Genomic DNA, 21,433 nt, shown 5'->3' with positions numbered 1-21,433 from the left:
CCGCCTGCCCGGCCTAGAACGGCAGGGCCAGTGCCGCGTCTTGGCGGACCGCGGCGGCGGCGAAGTCCGCCACGACGCCGAGATCCAGGTAACGCTTCCTCAGCCCGGCCGGCAGGGCCGAGAAGCTGCGGACGGTGCCGCGGCAGGTCCGCGATCCGCAGGCGCAGGCCATGTCCTCGTCCGGATGCTCCTGGTGGGTCGAATAGTCGTAGGTCAATTCCTCGTTGGCCTCGATATCGTACAGGGCGACCATGGAGAAGCCATCGGGCCGGACCCTCAGCCCGCAATTGGGCTCGCAGCTGTGATTGGTGAAATCGTCGGGGCCGCCGTAGGGCGGGATGAAAAGGTCGGTCCCGACCTGGAAGATATCGGCATGGCTGTAGCCGGCCCGGATGATGTCCCGGCGGCTCATCGCCCGCGCCAGATAGTCCGGGTCGGTCACCGTCAGGACGCTCGATCCGGCGCGGACCGGCCGCGACGTGAACAGCCCGAGGCCCGCGGCCGCCGAAGGGGCCACGAAGAGGTAAAGGTATTGGGCAAGCTTCTGCTGTGGTTTGGGGGCCGCAACTTTCTGCCGGGGCCTCAGATCGATCGCATCCATTTCCCACCCGAAATCAAGCGCCAGGAGCGCCCAGGGTGGCGGGTCATAGTTAATTATGAGTTAACTAATTAATGGGGTGATCACGGCCGGCGGGCGCCGAGGGATATGCGCAGGGGCCACCCCAGCCCATGGATCAGGGCGACGACACACACGGCGAATGAAGCCGAACGGCTTGGGCGGCTCGCCACGAAGCCGGCTTCCATCACGGAAACGGCAGCGATGATCAGGTACAGGCAGACGAGCATCCAGAGCGTGGAGGACATGATGCGGGCCTTCGGACCGGTGACGGCGACGAGAGCCCGCATCATGGAACAAAAGGGTTAAGACAAAGGAACCACCCGGCGGAAGCCGGCCGGTTCCGATGCCTGCAGGCGCTTCCGTTACGCCGCGTTCAGCTCGTCGCGGCGGCGGGTCCCCGAAGTACCGCCGATGGCGGCGGCGATCGCCCCCAGGAGCAGGGCACCGAAGCCCCAGAGCGATGCCTGGCTCACCGCGTTGGCGGTGGTATCCGCCGCCTGGCGAGCGGTCTGCTCGGCCTGCTGCGCAGTCTGTTCGGCCTGCTGGCGAAGCTGGTCGACTCGGGCGCGCGCCTCTTCCTCGCTGATGCCGGCCTGCTGGCTGACGATCTGGACCGCGCGCTGCTGGGCCTGCTCACCCTCCTGGCCGCCGCTGACGATGCGCGGAACCAGCGAGACCAGTTCGTTCTGCGCCGCCTCCGGGCTCTGCCCGGTCTGGTCGGCCGGACGCATCAGGTTCTGCACCCGCTGCTGGATCTGCTCGGCGGAGAGGCCGCTGGCGTCCGCCACCTGCGGAACGGCGTCGGCCACAGTGCTGGAGATGCCGGAAACGGCGTTGCCGACCACGTTGAAGGCGCCGCCGATCACGCTGCCGATCGCGGAGGTCAGGAGCCAGAAGCTGACCACCAGGGCCAGCGCCCAGGTCAGCAGCCCGTGAAGAACGCCGTCGGTCTTTTCGAACGCACCCGCCAGGCGCGCGGCGACGTAGCCGCCGATGATCAGGGCCACCAGATAGCTGACGGCCCACCACACGACGGCGGTGGTGCCCATGGTGGTCGCCTCGGGAGTCCCCGCCGCTCCCTGAGCCGGATCGACCGTGGTCAGGCCGAGGCCCAGGCCCAGCATGCTGAGGAGCAGCTGGACCGCCACCACCATCAGCGTGCCGCCGAGCACGGCGCCCCATGAAATCCTGCGATAAAGGCCCGGCTGAACCGCGACCGTGTCGGAAAGGGCGCCCCTGCGGGCACCGGTTCCATTGGATGTGTCGTACACACCCTCTCGCAGCGGACGATGTCCTGTCATCTGATCTTTCCCTGGTGCTTCGGATAAACGTTATGGATCGGCACCGTTGCGATCCTTCGACATCACAGAACACGTGGAGAGCCGGAAGGTCACGCCTGCACGGGAAGGCTGCAAGAAAGATTGTCGAGAAGGCATACCACTGTCGCGCGCGCCATTCGTGACATTTGCGGCTTGCAACATGCCGTAAGGCGAGACAGGGTTGGGGCGATTGATAATACGGTCAGGGAGACCAAGAAAATGCCGACTGGTACCGTCAAATGGTTCAATGCCACGAAAGGGTATGGCTTCATCCAGCCCGATCAGGGTGGGCCCGACGTCTTCGTTCACATCTCCGCCGTCGAGCGCTCGGGCATGAGCGGCCTCAACGACGGTGACACCGTCAGCTTCGACCTCGAGAACGACCCCCGCAAGGGGAAGACCTCGGCTGTCAACCTGAAGCGGGTCTGACCAAGGCCCGCGACCGGGAGAACGGGTCGATCAGGGAATCGGAGGCGGTACCGGGGATCCGGCACCGCCTCCTTCCACGGATCCTGCCCGCAGGATCGGTTCCCAAGGCGATCTCCGGGTTCACGACCCGGGTTCGCAACCTGGATTCATACCCTGGCTTCACATGGGCCAGAACACGCTGATCAGGAACGTGCCGAGCACGACGACCAGCACCGAAAGCGGCAGGCCCAGCCGCCAGTAATCCCCGAAACGATATCCCCCCGGCCCCATCACCAGCGTGTTGCACTGGTGGCCGATCGGGGTGAGGAAATCGCACGCGGCGCCGACCGCCACCGCCATCAGGAACGGATCGGGGTTGAGCCCCAGCCGCTGCGCCAGGCCCGCGCCGATCGGCGCCATCACCAGGACCGTCGCGGCATTGTTGAGGAACGGCGTCACCGCCATCGCGACCGTCAGGATCAGCCCCAGCGCCCCCAGGGGCGGCAGCGCCGCGGCGGCGCCCGACAGCCAGCCGGCGATCAGGTCCGTGCCGCCGGTGGTGCGCAGCGCGTCGCTGACCGGGATCAGCGCACCGAGCAGGATCAGGATCGGCCAGTCGACAACCTCGTAGGCTTCCTGCGGGCTCAGGACGCGGGTGAGCAGCAGCACGACCGCCGCCCCGAAGAAGGCGATGGTGACGCTCACCGCCTGGATCGCCACCAGCACCATGGCGATCGCCAGCACCGAGATCGGCAGATAGGCGTGGCGCTTACGGCCGAGCTGCAGGTTCCGCTCGGCGAGCGGCAGGCAGCCCAGCGCCGCCAGGGTTTCCGGCATGGCGTCCTTGACGCCCTGGAGCACCAGAAGGTCACCCTGCTGGAAACGGACCCGGCGCAGGCGCTGGCTGATCTGCCGGCCGCGCCGGCTGACCGCGACAAGGTTGACCCCGAACCGTTCGCGCAGGTTCAACTGCTCGGCCGACCGGCCGAGCATCTGGGAACCCTGGGTGACCACCGCCTCGACCATGCCGACCTCGCCGCGCCGGGCCGACGCGACCTTGCCGTCCTTCTTCATGCCGATCAGTTCCAGCTTGGCGTCCTTGACGAGCTTCTCCAGGGCGTGCGTCTCGCCCTCCAGGACCAGGAGGTCGTCGGCGAACAGCGTCCAGGTGCCGGACGGCACGTAGCGCCGGTACCCCTCGCGGATGATGCCGGAGACCGTGATGTCGGCCTCCGCCATGCTCTCAAGGTCGAAGACGGTCTTGCCGACCAGGGGCGAGCCGGGCGTAAGGCGCACTTCCGTGGTGTAGTTCTCGATCGAGAACATCTGGTCGCTGGGGCCGCGCCCGCGCTTGCGCGGCAGCAGGCGCCAGCCGAACACCAGGAAGACCACTCCGGCCGCGGCGAGCCCGGCCCCGACCGGGGCGAAGTCGAACATGCGGAACGGCTCGCCCACGATGTCCTCGCGCATGCGCGACACGATGATGTTGGGCGATGTGCCGACCAGCGTCGCGACGCCGCCCAGGAGTGACCCGAACGACAGCGGCATCAGCAGGCGCGATGCCGGCTTGCCGGTCCGCCGCGAGATCTGGAAGGCGATCGGCATGAAGATCGCCAGCGCGCCGATGTTCTTCATGAAGCCGGACAGCACGGTCACGATCGACACCAGGATCGCGACCTGGGAGTCGGTGGTCTTCATGTGGCCGACGAAAGGCTGGAGGATCGTCTCGACGATGCCTGAACGGCCGACCGCGGCGCTGACCACCAGGGCGGACGCCACGATGATGACGATGTCGTCGCTGAACCCGCTGAAGGCCTTGTCGACCGGGACGATCCCGCAGACCACCGCGGCCAGCAACGCGCCGAGCGCCACCACGTCGTAGCGGATCCGGTCCCAGATGAACAGGACGACCATGCCGATGACGATGGAGAAGGCGGCTGCCTGGCTGAATGACATGAAAAACCCGTCCCGGGGAAGGTGCTGATAATCAAAGGTTGCCGGCGCAGGTTTGCATAGCCGTGGCGGTTATACATTCCGAACCCGGCCGGGCAGGAACACGCCTGTCCCCGCCCCGTTCCACCGCGCCCCCCGTACCCGGGCGACCGGCAGCGCCGCAGTCCGCGTGGCAAATCGCACGGTCCGCAGTAAATCGTCAAAGCCACGGGCCGCTCAAGCAATCTGAATTGCGAATCGCAAACCGGAAGCCGCCCCCGACCGCCGGAATCCGTGTTCCTACCGTACTAAGCCGAACGGCACGATCCATGCAATCCATGCTGCCCAAGGTAAGGCACTCACTGGGAGCACAGCGACATGAGCATAGATCTTGTCGTCTTCGGGGAAAACTGGGGTTGGCCGACGAGCGGCACCTATCATCTGGTCCGCCATCTCGGCGCCGGACGCAAGGTTGTCTGGGTCAATTCACCCACCCTCGGCTGCTGCCCCACCTGCCCCCGCCTGAAGACCGCGTCGCCCGGGGACGGCTACCGGCCGGACAGGATCCTGGCACCGCTGACACTGCCCTTCCCGGCCGACCAAGCCGCCCGGGCGGCCAACCAGCAGCTGCTGGGCCACCAGATCCGCACCGCCATGGCAGCCCTGGGCGTACGGCGGCCGATCCTGCTGACGTCCCGCCCGACGGCGATCGACGCGGTCGGCGAATTGGACGAACATGCCGTGGTCTATCACTGCGACACCGACTTCGGGCGGCATGGCGGGATCGCGAACTGCCCGCTGGAGCGGCTGGAAGGCGAGCTAGCACGGCGGGCCGACCTGATCATCACGGCCTCGCCGGCCCTGGCCGCCCGGTTTCCGGCGGGCAAGACGGTCGTCATGGCGCAGGCCGGTTCGGCGCGGGACGAGATGGACACCGGCTCGGCGCTGTGGCAAGCCCGCGCCGCGGAGGTCGCCCGGCTGATCGGGACTCTCGGCTGACCGCGGCGGGTCACGCCCGCGGCAGTATCTCCACGGTTTCCGCCAGCGTCCGGCCGTCATGGCCGAGAAGCCTGGCCCGCCGCCCGAACAGGACGGTGCCCTCCTCCACCCGCCCGGCCGCGGCCAGGGCTCCGGCCGCCGCCACCCTGAAGAAGGCGACCGGCTCGGTGGCGAAGGTGATCCCCTCCCGTTGAAGCGATCTGCCGAACGGGACCGAGGTCCCGGCAAGCCGCCGCAGCAGCGCGTCGTCGAACGCGCCGGACTCCACCCGGATCTCCGCGATCTCGACCGGCAGTCGGCCGGGTTCCGTCCTCAGGACGACCCGGCGGACCAGCGCCGCCGTCCCTCCGGCCAAGTCGTGGCTGGCGACCTCGGCGACGATTTCGGACCGCCAATGGTCCGACAGCACGGAAGTCATCGACCTCCCATGGTCCAGCAGCGCGCGGAACGCGGCCGGAAGCGCCGAGGACGGCACCAGTTCGTGCGCGAAGGCGCCGTAGTCGGCGAGGACCGCAAGCATGTGATCGGGCGCCCCCTGCGCTGGCCGGCGCCCGTCAGCCCGTCAGCGCGCCCTTGAGCAGGCCGGCTGCTCCGCCCCCGCCGCTGGAGTTGAGGTATTCCAGGACTACCGGCAGGAATTTGGTCGCCATGTCCGGCGACAGGCCGAGGGACGAGAAGGATCCCGCCAGCGGTGCCAGGGCACCGAGGCCGCCGCCGCTCCCGCCGGACATGCCGCCGAGCGCGCCGGACGCCATGCCGGCCAAGCCGCCACCTGATCCGCCGCTCGCCGATCCGCTGCCATTCGACCCGCCGGGCGCGGCGCCCATCAGCCCGCCGATACCCGGCACCTGGCTTTCCACTTGGCCGAACTGGTCCGAGTTCATGCGCTGCTTGGCGAGGTTGAACAGGGCGCCGGCGCCGCCCTCCGCCTGCGGCTTGCTGACGCCGAGCTGCGACGTCAGAGCGTTCACCAGCCCCCCGGCGTCGGCCGCCTGGGCGGCACGGGGCATGCCGGTTGCCACGGCGAACATCAGGGCGGTTGCGAGCAGCAGGATCCGCGAGGAAAGGACCCGCGAGGAAAGGACCCGCGAGGAAAGGAATTGCCGCATGGTCTCTCGTCTCCATGGTGATTTCGAGCGTTGCAGCCCCGGGATACGGACCCGGGGAGCTGCGGCGGTGGCGATGATGTGGGGCAGCCCGTCCGGACTTGCAACGCCGGTTCCCGTGCCGGACCTATAGCCCCCGGCCGGCCGGCGCCGCAACTCCGGCTGCAACCCGGGGAACACCAGCCATGCCGACTGCATTTTTGACTCTGACGTTGACGCGGTGCACAAACACGCTTGGCCTGACTATATACGGGGCATGCGCTCCGGCGACGTGCCGGACGATTCGAAATGAATACGAACGAAATGCAGGAGGATGGGTTTTGAGTGATTGGATCCAGATCGGCGGACTACAGGTCGCCGCCGAGCTTCAAGAATTCGTCGAAAAGGAAGCGCTGCCCGGAACCGGCGTGGAACCCAGCCAGCTGTGGACCGCGCTGGATTCCATCCTGCACGACCTGACTCCCCGGAACCGCGCGCTCCTGGCCAAGCGCGACGACCTGCAGGCCCGGATCGACGCCTGGTACGGCGAGCATCGCGGCCGTCCGATCGACCTGGAGGAGTACAAGGGCTTCCTGCGCGATATCGGCTATCTGCTGCCCGAGGGCGCGGATTTCACAGCCGCGACCGCCAACGTCGATCCCGAGATCTCGACGATCGCCGGTCCCCAGCTGGTCGTTCCGGTAATGAACGCCCGCTACGCGCTGAACGCGGCGAACGCCCGCTGGGGCAGCCTGTACGACGCGCTCTACGGCACCGACGCCATCCCCTCCGAAGACGGGAAGACGCCGGCCGGCGGCTATGATCCGCATCGCGGCGCCAAGGTGATCGCCTTCGCGCGCCAGGTGCTGGACGAGGCGGCCCCGCTCGCCGACGGCTCCCACGCCGAAGCCGCCGGCTACGCCGTTGCGGGGGGCAAGCTGGCCGTCACGCTGAAGGACGGCCGTACCACCGGCCTGAAGGACCCGGCGCGGTTCGCGGGATACCAGGGCGAGGGGGATTCCCCGTCCGCCGTGCTGCTGGCCAACCACGGCCTGCACCTGGAGATCCGCTTCGACCGCCAGCACTTCATCGGCAAGGACGACCCGGCCGGTATCGCCGACGTCGTGGCGGAGTCGGCGCTGACCACCATCATGGACTGCGAGGACTCGGTCGCCGCGGTCGATGCGGAGGACAAGGTCACCGTCTACCGCAACTGGCTCGGCCTGATGACCGGCAAGCTCACCGCCACCCTGGAGAAGGGCGGCAAGCGGATCGAGCGCCGGCTGAACCCGGACCGCACCTATACCAGGCCCGACGGCGGCACCCTGACCCTGCCCGGCCGCAGCCTGATGCTGGTGCGCAACGTCGGCCACCTGATGACGATCGACGCGGTCAAGCTCGATGACGGCAGCGAGGCGCCGGAAGGCATCCTGGATGCGGTGTTCACGACCCTGATCGCGATGCACGATCTGAAGAAGGGCGAAGGGGATCTCCGCAACAGCCGCGCCGGCTCGCTCTACATCGTGAAGCCCAAGATGCACGGGCCGGAGGAAGTGGCCTTCGCCGACGAGCTGTTCGGCCGGGTCGAGGACGCCCTGGGCCTGCCCAAGTACACGGTCAAGATGGGCATCATGGACGAGGAGCGCCGCACCACGGTGAACCTCAAGGAGTGCATCCGCGCCGCCAAGGACCGCGTCGCCTTCATCAACACCGGGTTCCTGGACCGCACCGGCGACGAGATCCACACCTGCATGGAAGCCGGCGCCGTGCTGCGCAAGGGCGACATGAAGGGCGCCAACTGGATCAAGGCCTACGAGGATTGGAACGTCGATACCGGCCTTGCCGCCGGGCTGAAGGGCAAGGCCCAGATCGGCAAGGGCATGTGGGCGATGCCCGACCGCATGGCCGAGATGCTGGCGGCCAAGATCGGCCACCCGCAGGCCGGCGCCAACACCGCCTGGGTCCCCTCGCCCACCGCCGCGACGCTGCACGCGCTGCACTACCACAAGGTCGACGTGGCCGCGCGCCAGGCCGAGCTTGCCGGGAAGAAGCGGGCGAAGGTGGACGAGATCCTGACCATCCCGCTGGTCGAGCGGCCGAACTGGACGCCCGAGGCGATCCAGCAGGAGCTGGACAACAACGCGCAGGGCATCCTGGGCTACGTGGTCCGCTGGATCGACCAGGGCGTCGGCTGCTCCAAGGTGCCCGACATCAACAATGTCGGCCTGATGGAGGACCGCGCGACGCTCCGCATCTCCAGCCAGCACATCGCCAACTGGCTGCGCCACGGCATCTGCTCGGAAGAACAGGTGGTCGAGACGATGAGGCGGATGGCCGCGGTGGTCGACCGGCAGAACGCCGGTGACCCGGACTACCGTCCGATGGCCGACGACTTCGACGGCAGCATCGCCTTCCAGGCGGCCCTCGACCTCGTGCTGAAGGGCCGCGAGCAGCCCAACGGCTACACCGAGCCGGTCCTGCACCGGCGCCGGCGCGAGCTGAAGGCCAGGCTGGCCGGCTGATACTGGCCGGCTGATACCGGCCTGCGGGGTGACGCGCGGACTCGGAACCGCGCGTCACCCCGCCCAAACTATCCGGGAACGGCCGGCACCGAGTCCCGTTGATGGCTTCAGCCACAGCGTTGGAGTCGAAAATAACCATGACCGGCATGCTCGATTGCCTGATCGTCGGCGGCGGACCCGGCGGATTGACGGCCGCCATCTATCTCGTGCGTTTCAGGCGCAACATCCTGGTGGTGGACGAGGCCAAGAGCCGCTGCTCGTGGATTCCGACCTCCCACAACCACGCCGGCTTCATGGAAGGCATCAACGGCATCGAGCTGCTGGAGCGGATGCGCTGCCAGGCCCGGCAGTACGGCACCCGCATCGAGACCGGGTCGATCGCCTCGCTCTGCCGCCTGGGCGACCGGGGCTTCCGAGCCACCACCGCCGACGGCGTCGAGCTGGACGCCGAGACCGTCATCCTCGCTACCGGCGTGATCGACGACCAGCCCCGCCTGCCCAACCTGTTCGACACGGTGCAGCGCGGCCTGATCCGCGTCTGCCCGATCTGCGACGCCTACGAGGTGATCGACACCAAGGTGGCGGTGATCGGCCATGGCCGCGACGCCCTGGGCGAGGTGCTGTTCATCCGAGGATATACGTCGGACCTGACCCTGCTGACGCTGGGCACGCCCATGAACCTGACGGCCGACGACAGGGCCAAGCTGTCGGACCTGGGCGTCGCGATCGTCGAGGAGCAGGTGGAGCGGGTGACCGAAGAGGCCGGCCGGATCACCAAGGTGATCCTGAAGAGCGGAACCGAGCTGGCCTTCGACACGCTCTATTCCGCCCTCGGCACGCTGGCCCGCTCGACCCTCGCGGGACAGCTCGGCGCCGAGATGAACAACCAGGGCCGCCTGGTCGTGGACAGCCACTGCCAGACCTCCATCCCCGGTTTCTACGCCGTCGGCGACGTGGTGGAGGGGCTGAACCAGATCTCCGTCTCCATGGGCCAAGCGGCGGTCGCCGCGACCGCGATCCACAACCTGCTGCGCCGGCGCGACGGCCTGATCCCGCCCGGCAGGACGCCCGCCGACCCGGAACCGAAGCGGACGGAGGAGACGATGCTGGCGAACGACGCCCAAGGCGCGCATTGATGATCTCCCCCGACAAACGGACCGGTTGATCAGCGCGCCGCCAACCGCAGGCCCTCCCGTATCCCGTCCACGCCCGCGATCTCCTCGACCAGCTTGCGGAGGATCGCGTCGGCGAAGCTGTCGCGGTTCTCGGCGGTGCGGACGAAGGAAAACGGGCCGCCGATGACGCTTTCCGCGTAATACTCCTCCAGCCAGTCGTACTCGTCCAGGATCGCCAGGGCGTTGATCGTGACGCCCCGCGCCACGGCGCGGTCGCGGGCACCCTCGACGTCCACGCCGCTGTTGCTGAAGCCGTTGCTGCAGATGTCGATGACGCGGCGCGGCGCCTCGAAGCCGTTGCCGTCGAACAAGCCGGCGGCCCGGTCGATGGCGCTGCCCATCGCGGTGCTGCCGTCCAGGGGAGGTCGCGTCGCGGCGCCGATGCGGTCGGCGAAGCCCTTGGCGTCGGCGGCGTCGGCGACGCGCGTCCAGGGCACCACGGTCTCCAGCGTGTTGGGTCCCGCCCACTGCACCAGCGTGACCGCGACCGACCGGGTGCCGCCGACGGTCAGGGACTCCGCCACCTCGGCGCTGCGGAAGGCGGCGGCGTGGCCGCGCAGCTGGAATTCCAGCGCGCCCGTCGTGATGCTGCCCGACGCGTCCACGGCCATCACCAGTTCGAGGTCGACCGGCTGGTCGGCCCGCGCCGGGCTACCCGCCAGAAGGAGGATCGCGGCCGCAGCCAAGGTCCGGATAGGCGTCATTCAAGGAACTCCAATGCTGCCCAGCGCGTGCCGTACCACCTTGCGCATCACCGTGGGAACGGCGTGTTCCGACAGCCGGTCGACCGGCACCCAGATGCCGTCGGCCCGCTTCCAGCCGTCGCCGTCCCCGGCGCCGAGTCGGGCTGCCGCGACCTGAAGTTCCAGGTGAAAATGGGTGAAGGTATGGCGGACCAGCCCGGGCAGCAGCCGCCAGGCCGCGGCGGCAGGCGCCTGGACCGAGGCCGCGGCCAGGCTCTGCGCCGGCCGCTCCAGCCAGTCGCCCGACGGCACCTCGATCATGCCGCCCAGCAGGCCGTTCTCCGGCCGGCGCCGCAGCAGCACCGCGCCTTCGGGGTTGAGCAGCCAGAACGCCATGCCGCGGCGGGTCGGCTTGTCGGCCTTGGGCGTCTTGCGCGGCAGCGACTCGGCGATGCCGGCGGCCCGGGCGGCGCAGCCGTCGTGCCACGGGCATTGCGGGCATTTCGGCTTGCGCGGCGTGCAGACCGTGGCGCCCAGGTCCATCACGGCCTGGGCGTAGTCGCCGGGGCGCCGGTCGGGCGTGATGGTGTCGGCCAGCGCGCGGAGCTTCTCCTTGGAGCCCGGCAGCGGTTCCTCGACCGCGAAAAGCCGCGCCATGACCCGCTCCACGTTGCCGTCCAGCACGGTGGCGCGGCGGTCGAAGGCGATTGCGGCGACGGCCGCGGCGGTGTAGGCGCCGATGCCCGGAAGTTGCCGCAATTCCTGTTCATTATCCGGAAACCGGCCGCCGTACCGGTCGACCACCACCCGGGCGCACTTGTGAAGGTTGCGCGCCCGCGCGTAGTAGCCGAGCCCCGCCCAGGCGTGGAGGACGGCATCCAGGTCGGCCGCCGCCAGATCGGCGACGGTCGGCCAGCGCCGCAGGAACTCCTGGAAATAGGGTCCGACGGTGACGACCGTCGTCTGCTGCAGCATGATTTCTGACAGCCAGACGTGGTAGGGATCGGCGGTCCCGCCGGCCGGCGCGCGCCAGGGTAGCACGCGCCGGTGGCGGTCGTACCAGCCCAGCATCGACCGGGCCAGCTCGTCCGGTCGCATGGCCCGGGCGGGCGGTGCGGGGAAAAGACTTGGTTTCGAGTGCAGTGTCATGGTGTGTTGTCGCCCCGCAACAGGTGCTTTAACAATAGCTTCGATGAGAATAGTCTCTGCGCTCCGTTTACCCACCCGCCTCAGTCCCTCACGTTTCGGAGATCCCCAAATGGCAGCCCCCCGCCCTCTCGCCAGGATCGTGCCCAAGGTGGCCGGCAAGGCGCTGGGCAAGCGCGGCATGGCGTTCGGCACGCTGATCACGGACTGGCCGACCATCATGGGGCCGGAACTGGCCCGCAGCACCCTGCCCCAGAAGCTGGCCTTTCCGCCCGGCCAGCGCGAGGGCGCCACGCTGCACCTCAAGGTTTCAGGCGCCGCGGCGCTCGATGTCCAGCACTCCGAACCGCAGGTGATCGAGCGGATCAACGCCTTCTTCGGCTTCCGCGCCGTCGAGCGGATCAAGCTGATCCAGGGACCGCTGCCCGGTGCGCCGCGGCGCCCGAAGGTCCAGCGCCCCATGACGGCGGAGGAGGAAGCCGGGATCCAGCGGGCCGCCGGCCCGGTCGACGACCCGTCGCTCCGCGACGCGCTGGTCCGCCTGGGAAGGGCGATCCATGCCAAGACGAATTCCTGATCCGGCCGCCTACCCCGTCCAGTGCTTGCCCGACCGGGTGAGCCAACCTTATACTCACTAGCTCTTGTATGCAGGAGGGCATCTTGCGCCGCTATATGCTGGGATTGGCCATGGTTGCCGTGGTCGCTGTCGGGGCCGGAGCCGGCCTCGTGAACACAGGCGTCATCGCCAAGGAGAAACCGGCACCCGAAGTCATCGTGCCCGCACAGGCCGGGGCCGTCCCGGACGACGACTCCACGCCCAAGCCGACCCAGGTGGTCCAGGCCCAGCTCGCCCAGGGTCAGGCGACCCAGGCCCAGGTGGCCCAGGCCGCCGAGAAGAACGACCCGCTGAGCGAGCGCGTGCTGGGCGACCCCAACGCGCCGATCACAATCCTGGAATATTCCTCGCTGACCTGCCCGCACTGCGCCAGCTTCCATGCCAACACGCTGCCGCAGCTGAAGAAGGACTATATCGACACCGGCAAGGCCAAGCTGGTGTTCCGCGACTTCCCGTTCGACCGGGCGGCGCTCCAGGCCAGCATGCTGGCCCGCTGCTCCAACCCGGAGCGGTACTTCGGCTTCCTCGACGTGCTGTTCAAGAGCCAGAACAAGTGGGCGGGCGCCAGCGATCCGGCCCAGGCCCTGGCCCAGACCGGCAAGCTGGCGGGCGTCGGCGAGCAGCAGTTCCAGGCCTGCATGGGCAACGAGGCGCTGGCCAACAAGCTGATCGAGCGCCGGCTGGAGGCCGAGCAGAAGTACCAGGTCCAGTCCACGCCGACCTTCGTGATCCTGCGCGGCGACACCACGGAGAAGATCGTCGGCGCCCAGCCGATCGACGAGTTCGCCCGCGTGCTCGACAAGCTGGGTTCCTGAGCGGCGCTCGGGCCGGCGATCGCAGCAGGTACTGGACAGGATTGGGGTCGGCCGCGCCGTGCAGTTCGTAAAGCTCCGCATCTCGGGCTTCAAGTCGTTCGTCGACCCCACCGAACTGGTGATCGAGCCGGGCATGACCGGCATCGTCGGCCCCAACGGCTGCGGCAAGTCCAACCTGGTGGAAGCGCTCCGCTGGGTCATGGGCGAGACCTCGGCCAAGAAGATGCGCGGCGACGACATGGACGACGTCATCTTCGGCGGGACCGACAAGCGGCCGGCCCGCAACATCGCAGAGGTGACGCTGGGGGTGGACAATTCGCGGCGCACCGCCCCCGCCGGCTTCAACGAGTTCGACGACCTGGAGATCCAGCGCAAGATCGAGCGCGGCTCCGGGTCGGACTACCGGATCAACGGCAAGCTGGTGCGCGCCCGCGACGTCCAGCTGCTGTTCGCCGACAATGCCAGCGGCGCCAATTCCCCGGCATTGGTAAGCCAGGGCCGCATCGGCACCATCATCAACGCCAAGCCGACCGAGCGCCGCGTCCTGCTGGAGGAAGCGGCCGGCATCACCGGGCTGCATTCCCGGCGCCACGAGGCCGAGCTGCGCCTCAAGGCGGCCGAGGCCAACCTGATGCGCCTGGACGACGTCATCGTCACCATGGACGCCCAGCTCGGCACGCTGCGCAAGCAGGCGCGGCAAGCCTCCCGCTACCGCAACCTCAGCGAACAGGTCCGCCGGACCGAGGCGGTACTGCTCCATATCCGCTGGGTCGCGGCCCAGGCGGCGCTCGCGGCGGCGCGGCTCGCCTTCAACGACGCCGAGGTGCTGGTGCGCGACCGCATGGGCGAGGTCGCGGCCGAGACCACCCGGCGCGCCGCCGACGCCGAAGGGCTGCCCCGCCTCCGCCAGGCCGAAGCCCAGGCGGCCCAGGCGCTCCAGCGGTTGGTGATCGCCCGCGAGGCGCTTGACGCGGAGGAGAAGCGGGTCGCCGAGGCCCGGACCGCCAACCAGCGCCGGCTGGCCCAGGTCGCGACCGACCTGGCGCGCGAGCGGGCGCTGGCGGAGGACGCCGGGACGGCGCTGGCCCGTCTCGCCGACGAGCGGGACGGCTTGGTCGAGGAACAGGGCGACGAGGCCGCCGTCGAGGAGGCCGCCCGCGAGTCCCTGGCCGAGGCGCGCGAGCGGGTCGAGGGCCTGGACCGCGAACTGACGGCGCTGACCGAGCGGACCGCTGCGGACGAGGCCCGCCGAACCGCCCTCCAGCGGCAGTCCGCCGAGCTGGAGCAGCGGCTGGCGACCGCGATCCGCCGGCTCGACGAGCAGCAGCGCCAGCGCGCCGCCCTGGAGTCCGAACTGGCGTCCCGGCCCGACATCGAGGCGGCGGAGGAAGCCGTCGCCGCCGCGGAGGAGGCGCTGGACCTCGCCCGCGACCGGGCCGAGGCGGCGGAACACGCCAAGATGGCGGCGGAAGCGGCCCAGGCCCGCAGCCGCGAGGCCCAGCAGGCGGCCGACGGTGCCCGCGCCCGGCTGAAGGCGGAGGAAAGGGCGCTGTCGGAGCTTCTCGAGTCCGGCTCCGGCGACCTGTTCCCGCCGCTGATCGATGCCGTCACCGTGGCGCCGGACTACGAGGTGGCGATCGCCGCGGCGCTGGGCGACGACCTGACCGCCCCGCTGGACGAGGCCGCGGCGGTCCATTGGCGGGCGCACCCGGCGCTCGACCATACCGCGCCCCTGCCGGCGGGGGCGGAGCCGCTGGCCTCCCGGGTCACGGCGCCCCCTGCCCTGGCCCGCTGCCTCGACCATATCGGCGTCGTCGCGGGTACGGCGGAGGGCAACGCGCTGGCCCCGACCCTGCTGCCCGGCCAGATCCTGGTCACGCGCGACGGCGCGTCCTGGCGGTGGGACGGGCTCTCGGTCGCGGCGGGAGCGCCGACGGCCGCCGCGATCCGGCTGAAGCAGCGCAACCGCCTCGCCGAGCTTCGCCTGGAGCTGGAGAGCGCCGAGGATACCTCCGCCCACGCGCGGGAGGAGTTCGAGACCGCCCGCACCGCCGCCTCGGAGGCCGCGACCCAGGAACGGCGCTGCCGCGACGCCGTGCGGGACGCCTTCGGAGCGGTCGGCCGCGCCCGCGACCAGCACGCCAAGCTGGCCCAGGCCGCCGCCGCCGCGGCCTCCCGCCTGACCGCCCTGACCGAGGCGGTGGAACGCCTCGACGCCGACCGGCGGGAGGCCGAGCGCCAGTTCGCCGAGGCCCGCTCCGCCCTGGACTCGCTGCCCGAATCGGGACAGGCGCGGGAGCGGGTCGCCGACCTGCGCGCCACCCTGGCCGAGACCCGCGCCGAGCTTTCCGGCCGGCAGAACGCGCTGGACCGCATCCTGCGCGAGGCCCAGGGGCGGCGCCAGCGCCTCGCCGCGATCGAGGCGGAACGGCGCGGCTGGACCGGCCGGTCCGAAGGGGCGGACGAACGCCTCGCCGAGCTGATGGAGCGCGCCGAGACCGCGAAGGCCGAACTGGAGGAACTGGCCGGCCGGCCGGACGAGATCGAGTCCGAGCGCGCCGACCTGGCGACCCGGATCGCCGACGCCGAGCGGGTGCGCAAGCGCGCCGCCGATACCCTGAACGAGGCCGAAGCGACGCTGGCCGCCACCGAGAAGCGCCTGAAACAGGCCGAGACGGGGCTGGGCGACGCCCGCGAGGCCCGGGTGCGGGCGGAAGCCGCCGTGGCCTCGGCCCGCCAGACGCTGGACGCGGTGCGCGAGCGGATCGCCGAGAAGCTGGAATGCGCGCCGGAGCAGACGGCCGCCCTGGCCGACCTGCCGCCCGGCGAGCCGCTTCCCGACCCGGCCGGGGTCGAGGCCCGGCTGGACAAGCTGGTGCGCGAACGGGAGAACATGGGTCCGGTCAACCTGCTGGCTGAAGCCGAGGCGGCCGAGCTGGACCAGCAGATCGCCGGCATGCAGGCCGAGCGCGCCGACCTCGTATCCGCCATCGGCCGGCTTCGCCAGGGCATCTCCAGCCTCAACAAGGAGGCGCGGGAGCGGCTGCTGGCCTCGTTCGAGACGGTGGACCGGCATTTCCAGGACATGTTCGTCCGGCTGTTCGGCGGCGGCAAGGCGTACTTGAAGCTGACCGAGGCGGAGGACCCGCTGGACGCCGGGCTGGAGATCTATGCCAGCCCGCCGGGCAAGCGGCTCCAGGTGCTGTCCCTGCTGTCGGGGGGCGAGCAGGCGCTGACCGCGCTGTCGCTGCTGTTCGCCGTGTTCCTGACCAACCCGGCGCCGATCTGCGTGCTGGACGAGGTGGACGCCCCGCTGGACGAGGCGAACGTCGACCGCTTCTGCACCCTGGTCGAGGAGATGGCCCGGGTCGGCGCCACCCGTTTCCTGATCATCACCCACCACCGCCTGACCATGGCCCGCATGGACCGGCTGTTCGGCGTCACCATGGGCGAACGCGGCGTTTCCCAGCTGGTTTCCGTCGATCTGCGCCGCGCCGAGGAGTTGCGGGGCGCCGCCTGATCCCGCCAGTTCTTCCGTGTCCATCCTCCTCCAGGGGATGTGACTAAGCGGTCCGCAGGGCATAGACTATGGGAAATCCCTGAACATCGACGGCGGACCGGTACTGCGCACCATGACTTCCTGCGACTTCCTGATCATCGGCGGCGGCATCGCCGGAGCCTCCGCGGCGTATGAGCTCTCGTCCCGCGGCCGGGTCGTGCTGCTGGAGCGCGAGGCACAGCCGGGCTATCACTCGACCGGCCGCTCCGCCGCCCTCTATACCGAAACTTACGGCAACGCGGTGATCCGGGCGCTGACCGTCGGCAGCCGCCCCTTCTACGACGCCGCCGTGGCCTCCGGCTTCGCCGAGCATCCGGTGCTGACCCCGCGCGGCGTGGTGCTGGTCGGTCGCGAGGACCAGACGGACAGCCTGGACCAGGCGTTCCGATCCGGCAGCGTGCTGACGCCGTCGGTCAGTCTGCTGGACCGCGACGCCACCCTGGGACTCGCCCCGATGCTGCGGCCCGACTATGTGGCGGGCGCGGTATGGGAGCCGGACGCCATGGACATGGACGTCGCCGCGATACACCAGGGCTATCTGCGCGGGCTGCGCGCCCGGGGCGGCGAGGTCGCGACCGACGCGGAGCTGATGGCGCTGGCCCGCCGGGACGGGATTTGGCGGGCGGAGACCCGCGCCGGGGCCTTCGATGCCCCCTGGGTCGTGAACGCCGCCGGGGCCTGGGCCGACGCGGTCGCCGGAATGGCCGGGCTGGCGCCGGTCGGGCTGATGCCGAAACGCCGGACCGCGATCACCTTCGACCCCACGCCGATTCCCGACGAGGCCGGCCTGCCCCGCTGGCCGATGGTGTGCGACGTGGACGAGACGTTCTATTTCAAGCCGGAGGGCGGCCGGCTGCTCGGCTCGCCGGCCGACGAGACGCCGGTCGAGCCCTGCGACGTCCAGCCGGAGGAACTCGATATCGCCCTGACGGTTGACCGGATCGAGCGGGCATGCCTGTTCAAGGTCCGGCGGATCAGCCACCGCTGGGCCGGGCTTCGGACCTTCGCCCCGGACAAGAGCCCGGTGGTGGGACCCGACCCGGAAGCCGAAGGGTTCTTCTGGCTGGCCGGCCAGGGCGGCTACGGCATCCAGACCGCGCCGGGCATGGCGCGGACAGCCGCCGGGCTGCTGGCCGACGGCAGGGTGCCGGAGGATCTCGCCGCCCTCGGCGTGAAGGCGGTGGATCTGGCGCCGGAGCGGTTGCGGGCGCCCTGAACGAGGAAGCGAACGATGATCTCCCTTGCGGCATTCCCCCTGCGTTCGACCCTGCCGGTGCGCCTCGCCCTGCTGGGTATCTGCGCCGCGGCGCTGGCGTCCTGCGCCAACCCGCGCGCCGATGAGGCGCTGTTCGCGCAGACGGCTTTCGTCGGCATGCCGAAGGAGACGCTGCTGTCCTGCGCCGGCGTCCCGGAACGGACGGCGACGGTCGACAACCTGGAATATTTCACCTACACCAGCAACCGGACGGTGGTCTATCAGAGCCATACGCCGCTGATCGGCTTCAGCCGCTATCCGTATCACGGCTATGGCTACGGTTTTCCCTACTACGGCTCCTTCGCGCCGACCTACGATTTCCGAAACTTCAGCTGCCAAGCGACCTTCACGCTCCGCGACGGTGTGGTCGAGCGGATCGTCTATGGCGGCCCGGAGGGCATCGGGGGCAGCCAACTGGCCCAGTGCCAGACCATTATCGAGAACTGCCTGGCCCAGGTTCCCGGGCGTTCGCCTCAAATCGGGCCTTCGGGGCCGGGACAATAAAGAGAGGAGCGACAACTCCGGCTTGCACGGCGACCCTGGAATGGACGTATCATGGCCTGTCCATCGACAAGACCAACGATGGCGGTCCGGCCGCATCTTCCGCACGGACCGCCCTGACAAGGAGGAGCAGGTCCATGCATGTCGCAGCCGTCATCAAGCGCAAGGGCTCCAAGGTCGTTTCCATCGCGCCCGAGCGAACCATCGGGGAGGCCGCGAACCTGCTGACCGACAACCGGATCGGCGCCATCCTGGTGCTGGACGGCAGCGAAGGCATCCGCGGCATCATCTCCGAGCGCGACATCATCCGCGCCCTGACCCGATTCGGCGCCGACGCGCTGAACCGGCGGGTCGAGGAGGTCATGACCCGTGAGGTGCAGCAGTGCTCCCCCACCGACACCATCGCCGAGATCATGACCATCATGACGACGCGGCGCTTCCGCCATATTCCGGTGGTCGAGAACGGCAAGCTGCTGGGCATGATCAGCATCGGCGACGTGGTCAAGCAGCGGCTGGACGAAACCGAGCTGGAGGTGGAGACCCTGCGCGGCTACGTGACTGGACAGGGGTGACTGGACAGGGGTGACCGGACAGGGTTGACCGGCGCTCCCGGATAGGTGCCGTGTTGACGAAGCGCCACACCTGCGGGCGCTTCGTCTCAAATCCTTCACGGGAAGCTTGACGTTTACGTAAACTGCCATTACCCCTTTCTCCCATACCTGCGGAAAAGATCAACGATCCGCAGAAGAAAGAATCAATCGGGAGAAGACACCCAATGACCCCCTTCAAGCGTTTCCCGGGACGTACGTCGGCGTCCGTCCTGGCCGCCACCTCGGCGATCGCCCTGCTCGCCGGCACCCAGGCCGCCGAAGCCGCCGGCTTCTACATCAAGGAGCAGAGCGTCACCGGGCTCGGCCGCGCTTTCGCCGGCGAGTCCGCGATCAGCGAAGACGCCAGCACCATCTTCTTCAATCCCGCCGGCATGACCCGGCTGGAAGGCCCCGAAGCCACCGCCGGCGTCCATCTCCTGATCCCGCGCGCCGACCTGGAGAACCGCGGATCGACCGCGACCGTCCAGACACCTGCCGGCGCCCTGACCCGCCCGATCGGCGGCAACGACGGCGGCAACCCCTATGACCCGACGCCGGTGCCGAACGCCTATTTCGCCTATCCGCTGATGGACCGGGACCTGTGGGTGGGCCTTGGCATCTCCGCCCCGTTCGGCCTCGCCAACAAGTACGACGCGAACTGGTTCGGGCGCTACGACTCGATCGAGACGGACCTGCTGACCCTGAACATCGCGCCCAGCGTCGCGTACCGGGTCAACGACTGGATCTCGATCGGCGGCGGCATCGACATCCAGTATGCCGACGCCAAGCTGACCAACGCGGTGTTCACCGGGACCGGACCCGACATCATCTCCAAGGTCGAGGGCGACGACTGGACCTTCGGCTACAATGTCGGCGTGCTGTTCGAGCCTATCCCGACGACCCGGATCGGTATCCATTACCGGTCCCAGATCGAGCACACGCTTGACGGCGACGTCCAGCTGAGCCGTGCCGGCACCACGTTCAACAACTCGCCCGGCACCGCGGACCTCAACCTGCCCGACATCATCGCGGTCGGCGTCGCCCACGAGCTGACTCCGAAGCTGACCCTGATGGCGGAGTACAACTGGTACGGCTGGAGCAACTTCGAGGAGATCCGGGTCCAGCGGCCGGGTCTGCCCGATCAGGTCGTCGGCCAGAACTACGAGGACACCTTCTCGCTGGCCGTCGGCGCCCAGTACGAGCTCAACGACGCCTGGACGGTGCGCGGCGGCTTCCAGTACGACGAGACCCCGACGGTGGACAATTTCCGCTCGACCCGGACGCCGGACGCCGACCGCTACTGGCTGAGCGCCGGCGCCTCCTATGCCCTGTCGGAGAGCTTCGTCGTGGACGTGGCCTATACCCACATCATCATCGACGACGCCAACATCAACACCACCCAGCCCGGCGCCGCCGCGGCGCTGTCCACCAACACCCGCGCCGTGAGCGAGGGCAGCGTCGACATCATCGCGGCGGCCCTGCGCTATAAATTCTGAGGCGGGCGGCGGGGCCGGTTTAAGCGGCGCGGCGGTCCCGGTGCCCTTCGCGGCCCGGGCTGCCGCCCCGCTCGCGGTGGCGGAACGGCTTCTGCGTGGGGTTTGCCGACGTCGGCCGCCCGGCCGGAGAGGTGACGGGCGCGGGCGCAGGGTCACTATCCGGGGTCACTGTTTCGGCCGGCGCCTCGGCCGCAGCCTCTGACGTGGCCTCTTCCGGGGTCTCTGACGGCATCTCGGCGGCGGGGGTGTCGTCATCCTCGGCCGGGTCGAAATCAAGCTGCTCCAGGTCGGCGTCGGGGTGCGGGGCGTCGCTGACATAGTGGTGGGGAATCCGCTTGTCCCGGATCACGCCGCGCAGCTTGAGCCGCAATTCGACCGCGCGCAGGGCGAGCGACAGCGACCTCTTGTCCATGGCCTCGGCGATGATGGTCTTGACGGTCTCCGCCGCCTCCTCCAGGTCGGCCTCGTGGCTGCCGGCGCGGGCGGCGCGGAGCTGATCGACGCGGATGCGGATCTCCGGCTGGGTCATCAGGAAGGCGCCGCGCTGCTTCGCCCCGTTCGGCGAATAGCCCGCCCGCCGGGCCGCCTCCGCCCCGCCCACATTGGCGGCCATGGCTTGGCAGAACGCCTCCTGGCGGGCGGTCAGGCGGATCACCGGGGTTGAGGAGGTACCGGGGGCTGGTTGCATGGCGGCGGACCTTGGGCAGGAACGG

General features: G+C 69.5%; 20 protein-coding genes. 11 read left to right on the top strand and 9 right to left on the bottom strand.

Going from position 1 to position 21,433, the window contains the following annotated elements; genetic code table 11:
• Nucleotides 1-13 precede the first annotated feature (13 nt).
• The 3 genes from JL100_RS04645 to JL100_RS04635 form a co-directional block, all read right to left on the bottom strand.
• Nucleotides 14-601 carry an SET domain-containing protein gene (locus JL100_RS04645; RefSeq protein WP_202681637.1) on the bottom strand — a complete coding sequence of 196 codons (588 nt, stop codon included), beginning with the start codon at nucleotides 599-601 and terminating at the stop codon, nucleotides 14-16.
• Nucleotides 602-681: 80 nt separating this feature from the next.
• Nucleotides 682-864, bottom strand: coding sequence for a hypothetical protein (locus tag JL100_RS04640; protein ID WP_202681638.1), 183 nt, complete (start codon nucleotides 862-864; stop codon nucleotides 682-684).
• A gap of 117 nt (nucleotides 865-981) precedes the next feature.
• Nucleotides 982-1,920, bottom strand: a complete 939-nt coding sequence (locus JL100_RS04635; RefSeq protein WP_202681639.1) for a hypothetical protein — start codon at nucleotides 1,918-1,920, stop codon at nucleotides 982-984.
• Between the two features lie 237 nt (nucleotides 1,921-2,157).
• Here JL100_RS04635 and JL100_RS04630 point away from each other — a divergent pair, with 237 nt between their 5' ends.
• On the top strand, nucleotides 2,158-2,367 hold the full coding sequence (locus tag JL100_RS04630) for a cold-shock protein (protein ID WP_158044056.1): 210 nt from the start codon (nucleotides 2,158-2,160) through the stop codon (nucleotides 2,365-2,367).
• 159 nt (nucleotides 2,368-2,526) lie between these two features.
• Here JL100_RS04630 and JL100_RS04625 read toward each other — a convergent pair whose 3' ends face one another.
• The gene (locus JL100_RS04625; protein WP_202681640.1) at nucleotides 2,527-4,302 is read right to left on the bottom strand and encodes an SLC13 family permease; all 1,776 of its coding nucleotides are present in this window, start codon (nucleotides 4,300-4,302) and stop codon (nucleotides 2,527-2,529) included.
• Nucleotides 4,303-4,656: 354 nt separating this feature from the next.
• On the opposite strand from JL100_RS04625, the gene JL100_RS04620 reads away from it, so the two are divergent.
• Complete coding sequence (locus JL100_RS04620) at nucleotides 4,657-5,277, top strand: glycosyltransferase family protein (protein ID WP_202681641.1); 621 nt, start codon at nucleotides 4,657-4,659, stop codon at nucleotides 5,275-5,277.
• A 10-nt stretch (nucleotides 5,278-5,287) separates the two neighbouring features.
• Here the strand turns inward: JL100_RS04620 and JL100_RS04615 are convergent, their stop codons facing one another.
• Together JL100_RS04615 and JL100_RS04610 are read right to left on the bottom strand one after the other, a co-directional pair.
• Nucleotides 5,288-5,797, bottom strand: coding sequence for a hypothetical protein (locus tag JL100_RS04615; RefSeq protein ID WP_202681642.1), 510 nt, complete (start codon nucleotides 5,795-5,797; stop codon nucleotides 5,288-5,290).
• Nucleotides 5,798-5,831: 34 nt separating this feature from the next.
• Nucleotides 5,832-6,386 (bottom strand): DUF2780 domain-containing protein, encoded by a 555-nt coding sequence (locus JL100_RS04610; RefSeq protein WP_202681643.1) that lies wholly within the window; start codon nucleotides 6,384-6,386, stop codon nucleotides 5,832-5,834.
• A 317-nt stretch (nucleotides 6,387-6,703) separates the two neighbouring features.
• On the opposite strand from JL100_RS04610, the gene JL100_RS04605 reads away from it, so the two are divergent.
• Together JL100_RS04605 and JL100_RS04600 are read left to right on the top strand one after the other, a co-directional pair.
• Entirely contained in the window at nucleotides 6,704-8,884 is a 2,181-nt protein-coding gene (locus tag JL100_RS04605; protein WP_202681644.1) for a malate synthase G, read from the top strand.
• A gap of 137 nt (nucleotides 8,885-9,021) precedes the next feature.
• Nucleotides 9,022-10,020 carry an NAD(P)/FAD-dependent oxidoreductase gene (locus JL100_RS04600; protein WP_202681645.1) on the top strand — a complete coding sequence of 333 codons (999 nt, stop codon included), beginning with the start codon at nucleotides 9,022-9,024 and terminating at the stop codon, nucleotides 10,018-10,020.
• 29 nt (nucleotides 10,021-10,049) lie between these two features.
• On the opposite strand, the gene JL100_RS04595 is transcribed toward JL100_RS04600, so the two are convergent.
• Together JL100_RS04595 and mutY are read right to left on the bottom strand one after the other, a co-directional pair.
• On the bottom strand, nucleotides 10,050-10,763 hold the full coding sequence (locus JL100_RS04595; protein WP_202681646.1) for a DUF1194 domain-containing protein: 714 nt from the start codon (nucleotides 10,761-10,763) through the stop codon (nucleotides 10,050-10,052).
• The gene (gene mutY / locus JL100_RS04590) at nucleotides 10,764-11,840 is read right to left on the bottom strand and encodes an A/G-specific adenine glycosylase (RefSeq protein WP_202681816.1); all 1,077 of its coding nucleotides are present in this window, start codon (nucleotides 11,838-11,840) and stop codon (nucleotides 10,764-10,766) included.
• Nucleotides 11,841-12,000: 160 nt separating this feature from the next.
• Between mutY and JL100_RS04585 the strand changes: the two genes are divergently transcribed.
• The 7 genes from JL100_RS04585 (at nucleotide 12,001) to JL100_RS04555 (ending at nucleotide 20,720) form a co-directional block, all read left to right on the top strand.
• A complete protein-coding gene (locus JL100_RS04585; protein ID WP_202681647.1) occupies nucleotides 12,001-12,465 on the top strand; it encodes a DUF721 domain-containing protein in 465 nt (154 codons plus the stop codon).
• An 83-nt stretch (nucleotides 12,466-12,548) separates the two neighbouring features.
• Entirely contained in the window at nucleotides 12,549-13,319 is a 771-nt protein-coding gene (locus JL100_RS04580) for a DsbA family protein (RefSeq protein WP_228421072.1), read from the top strand.
• Between the two features lie 58 nt (nucleotides 13,320-13,377).
• The gene (smc, locus tag JL100_RS04575; RefSeq protein WP_202681648.1) at nucleotides 13,378-16,839 is read left to right on the top strand and encodes a chromosome segregation protein SMC; all 3,462 of its coding nucleotides are present in this window, start codon (nucleotides 13,378-13,380) and stop codon (nucleotides 16,837-16,839) included.
• 112 nt (nucleotides 16,840-16,951) lie between these two features.
• Nucleotides 16,952-18,094: an NAD(P)/FAD-dependent oxidoreductase gene (locus tag JL100_RS04570; protein WP_202681649.1), complete on the top strand. Its 1,143-nt coding sequence runs from the start codon at nucleotides 16,952-16,954 to the stop codon at nucleotides 18,092-18,094.
• Nucleotides 18,095-18,109: 15 nt separating this feature from the next.
• Nucleotides 18,110-18,637, top strand: coding sequence for a hypothetical protein (locus tag JL100_RS04565; protein ID WP_202681650.1), 528 nt, complete (start codon nucleotides 18,110-18,112; stop codon nucleotides 18,635-18,637).
• A gap of 134 nt (nucleotides 18,638-18,771) precedes the next feature.
• On the top strand, nucleotides 18,772-19,206 hold the full coding sequence (locus JL100_RS04560) for a CBS domain-containing protein (RefSeq protein ID WP_202681651.1): 435 nt from the start codon (nucleotides 18,772-18,774) through the stop codon (nucleotides 19,204-19,206).
• Nucleotides 19,207-19,409: 203 nt separating this feature from the next.
• Nucleotides 19,410-20,720 carry an OmpP1/FadL family transporter gene (locus JL100_RS04555; RefSeq protein WP_202681652.1) on the top strand — a complete coding sequence of 437 codons (1,311 nt, stop codon included), beginning with the start codon at nucleotides 19,410-19,412 and terminating at the stop codon, nucleotides 20,718-20,720.
• Between the two features lie 19 nt (nucleotides 20,721-20,739).
• On the opposite strand, the gene JL100_RS04550 is transcribed toward JL100_RS04555, so the two are convergent.
• Nucleotides 20,740-21,408, bottom strand: coding sequence for a terminase small subunit (locus JL100_RS04550; protein WP_202681653.1), 669 nt, complete (start codon nucleotides 21,406-21,408; stop codon nucleotides 20,740-20,742).
• Nucleotides 21,409-21,433 lie beyond the last annotated feature (25 nt).

The sequence above is a fragment of the Skermanella mucosa genome (genome assembly GCF_016765655.2).
In the GTDB taxonomy this organism is placed as follows: domain Bacteria; phylum Pseudomonadota; class Alphaproteobacteria; order Azospirillales; family Azospirillaceae; genus Skermanella; species Skermanella mucosa.
The sequence above is the reverse complement of the archived record's forward strand: the minus strand, read 5'-3'. Positions and strand labels throughout refer to the sequence as shown.

Excerpts from the sequence above, each read along its gene's own strand:
- JL100_RS04645 (WP_202681637.1), bottom strand. The coding sequence starts at position 601 with ATGGATGCGATCGATCTGAGGCCCCGGCAGAAAGTTGCGGCCCCCAAA.
- JL100_RS04640 (WP_202681638.1), bottom strand. The coding sequence starts at position 864 with ATGTCCTCCACGCTCTGGATGCTCGTCTGCCTGTACCTGATCATCGCT.
- JL100_RS04635 (WP_202681639.1), bottom strand. The coding sequence starts at position 1,920 with ATGACAGGACATCGTCCGCTGCGAGAGGGTGTGTACGACACATCCAAT.
- JL100_RS04630 (WP_158044056.1), top strand. The coding sequence starts at position 2,158 with ATGCCGACTGGTACCGTCAAATGGTTCAATGCCACGAAAGGGTATGGC.
- JL100_RS04625 (WP_202681640.1), bottom strand. The coding sequence starts at position 4,302 with ATGTCATTCAGCCAGGCAGCCGCCTTCTCCATCGTCATCGGCATGGTC.
- JL100_RS04620 (WP_202681641.1), top strand. The coding sequence starts at position 4,657 with ATGAGCATAGATCTTGTCGTCTTCGGGGAAAACTGGGGTTGGCCGACG.
- JL100_RS04615 (WP_202681642.1), bottom strand. The coding sequence starts at position 5,797 with ATGCTTGCGGTCCTCGCCGACTACGGCGCCTTCGCGCACGAACTGGTG.
- JL100_RS04610 (WP_202681643.1), bottom strand. The coding sequence starts at position 6,386 with ATGCGGCAATTCCTTTCCTCGCGGGTCCTTTCCTCGCGGGTCCTTTCC.
- JL100_RS04600 (WP_202681645.1), top strand. The coding sequence starts at position 9,022 with ATGACCGGCATGCTCGATTGCCTGATCGTCGGCGGCGGACCCGGCGGA.
- JL100_RS04595 (WP_202681646.1), bottom strand. The coding sequence starts at position 10,763 with ATGACGCCTATCCGGACCTTGGCTGCGGCCGCGATCCTCCTTCTGGCG.
- mutY (WP_202681816.1), bottom strand. The coding sequence starts at position 11,840 with ATGCGACCGGACGAGCTGGCCCGGTCGATGCTGGGCTGGTACGACCGC.
- JL100_RS04585 (WP_202681647.1), top strand. The coding sequence starts at position 12,001 with ATGGCAGCCCCCCGCCCTCTCGCCAGGATCGTGCCCAAGGTGGCCGGC.
- JL100_RS04570 (WP_202681649.1), top strand. The coding sequence starts at position 16,952 with ATGACTTCCTGCGACTTCCTGATCATCGGCGGCGGCATCGCCGGAGCC.
- JL100_RS04565 (WP_202681650.1), top strand. The coding sequence starts at position 18,110 with ATGATCTCCCTTGCGGCATTCCCCCTGCGTTCGACCCTGCCGGTGCGC.
- JL100_RS04560 (WP_202681651.1), top strand. The coding sequence starts at position 18,772 with ATGCATGTCGCAGCCGTCATCAAGCGCAAGGGCTCCAAGGTCGTTTCC.
- JL100_RS04555 (WP_202681652.1), top strand. The coding sequence starts at position 19,410 with ATGACCCCCTTCAAGCGTTTCCCGGGACGTACGTCGGCGTCCGTCCTG.
- JL100_RS04550 (WP_202681653.1), bottom strand. The coding sequence starts at position 21,408 with ATGCAACCAGCCCCCGGTACCTCCTCAACCCCGGTGATCCGCCTGACC.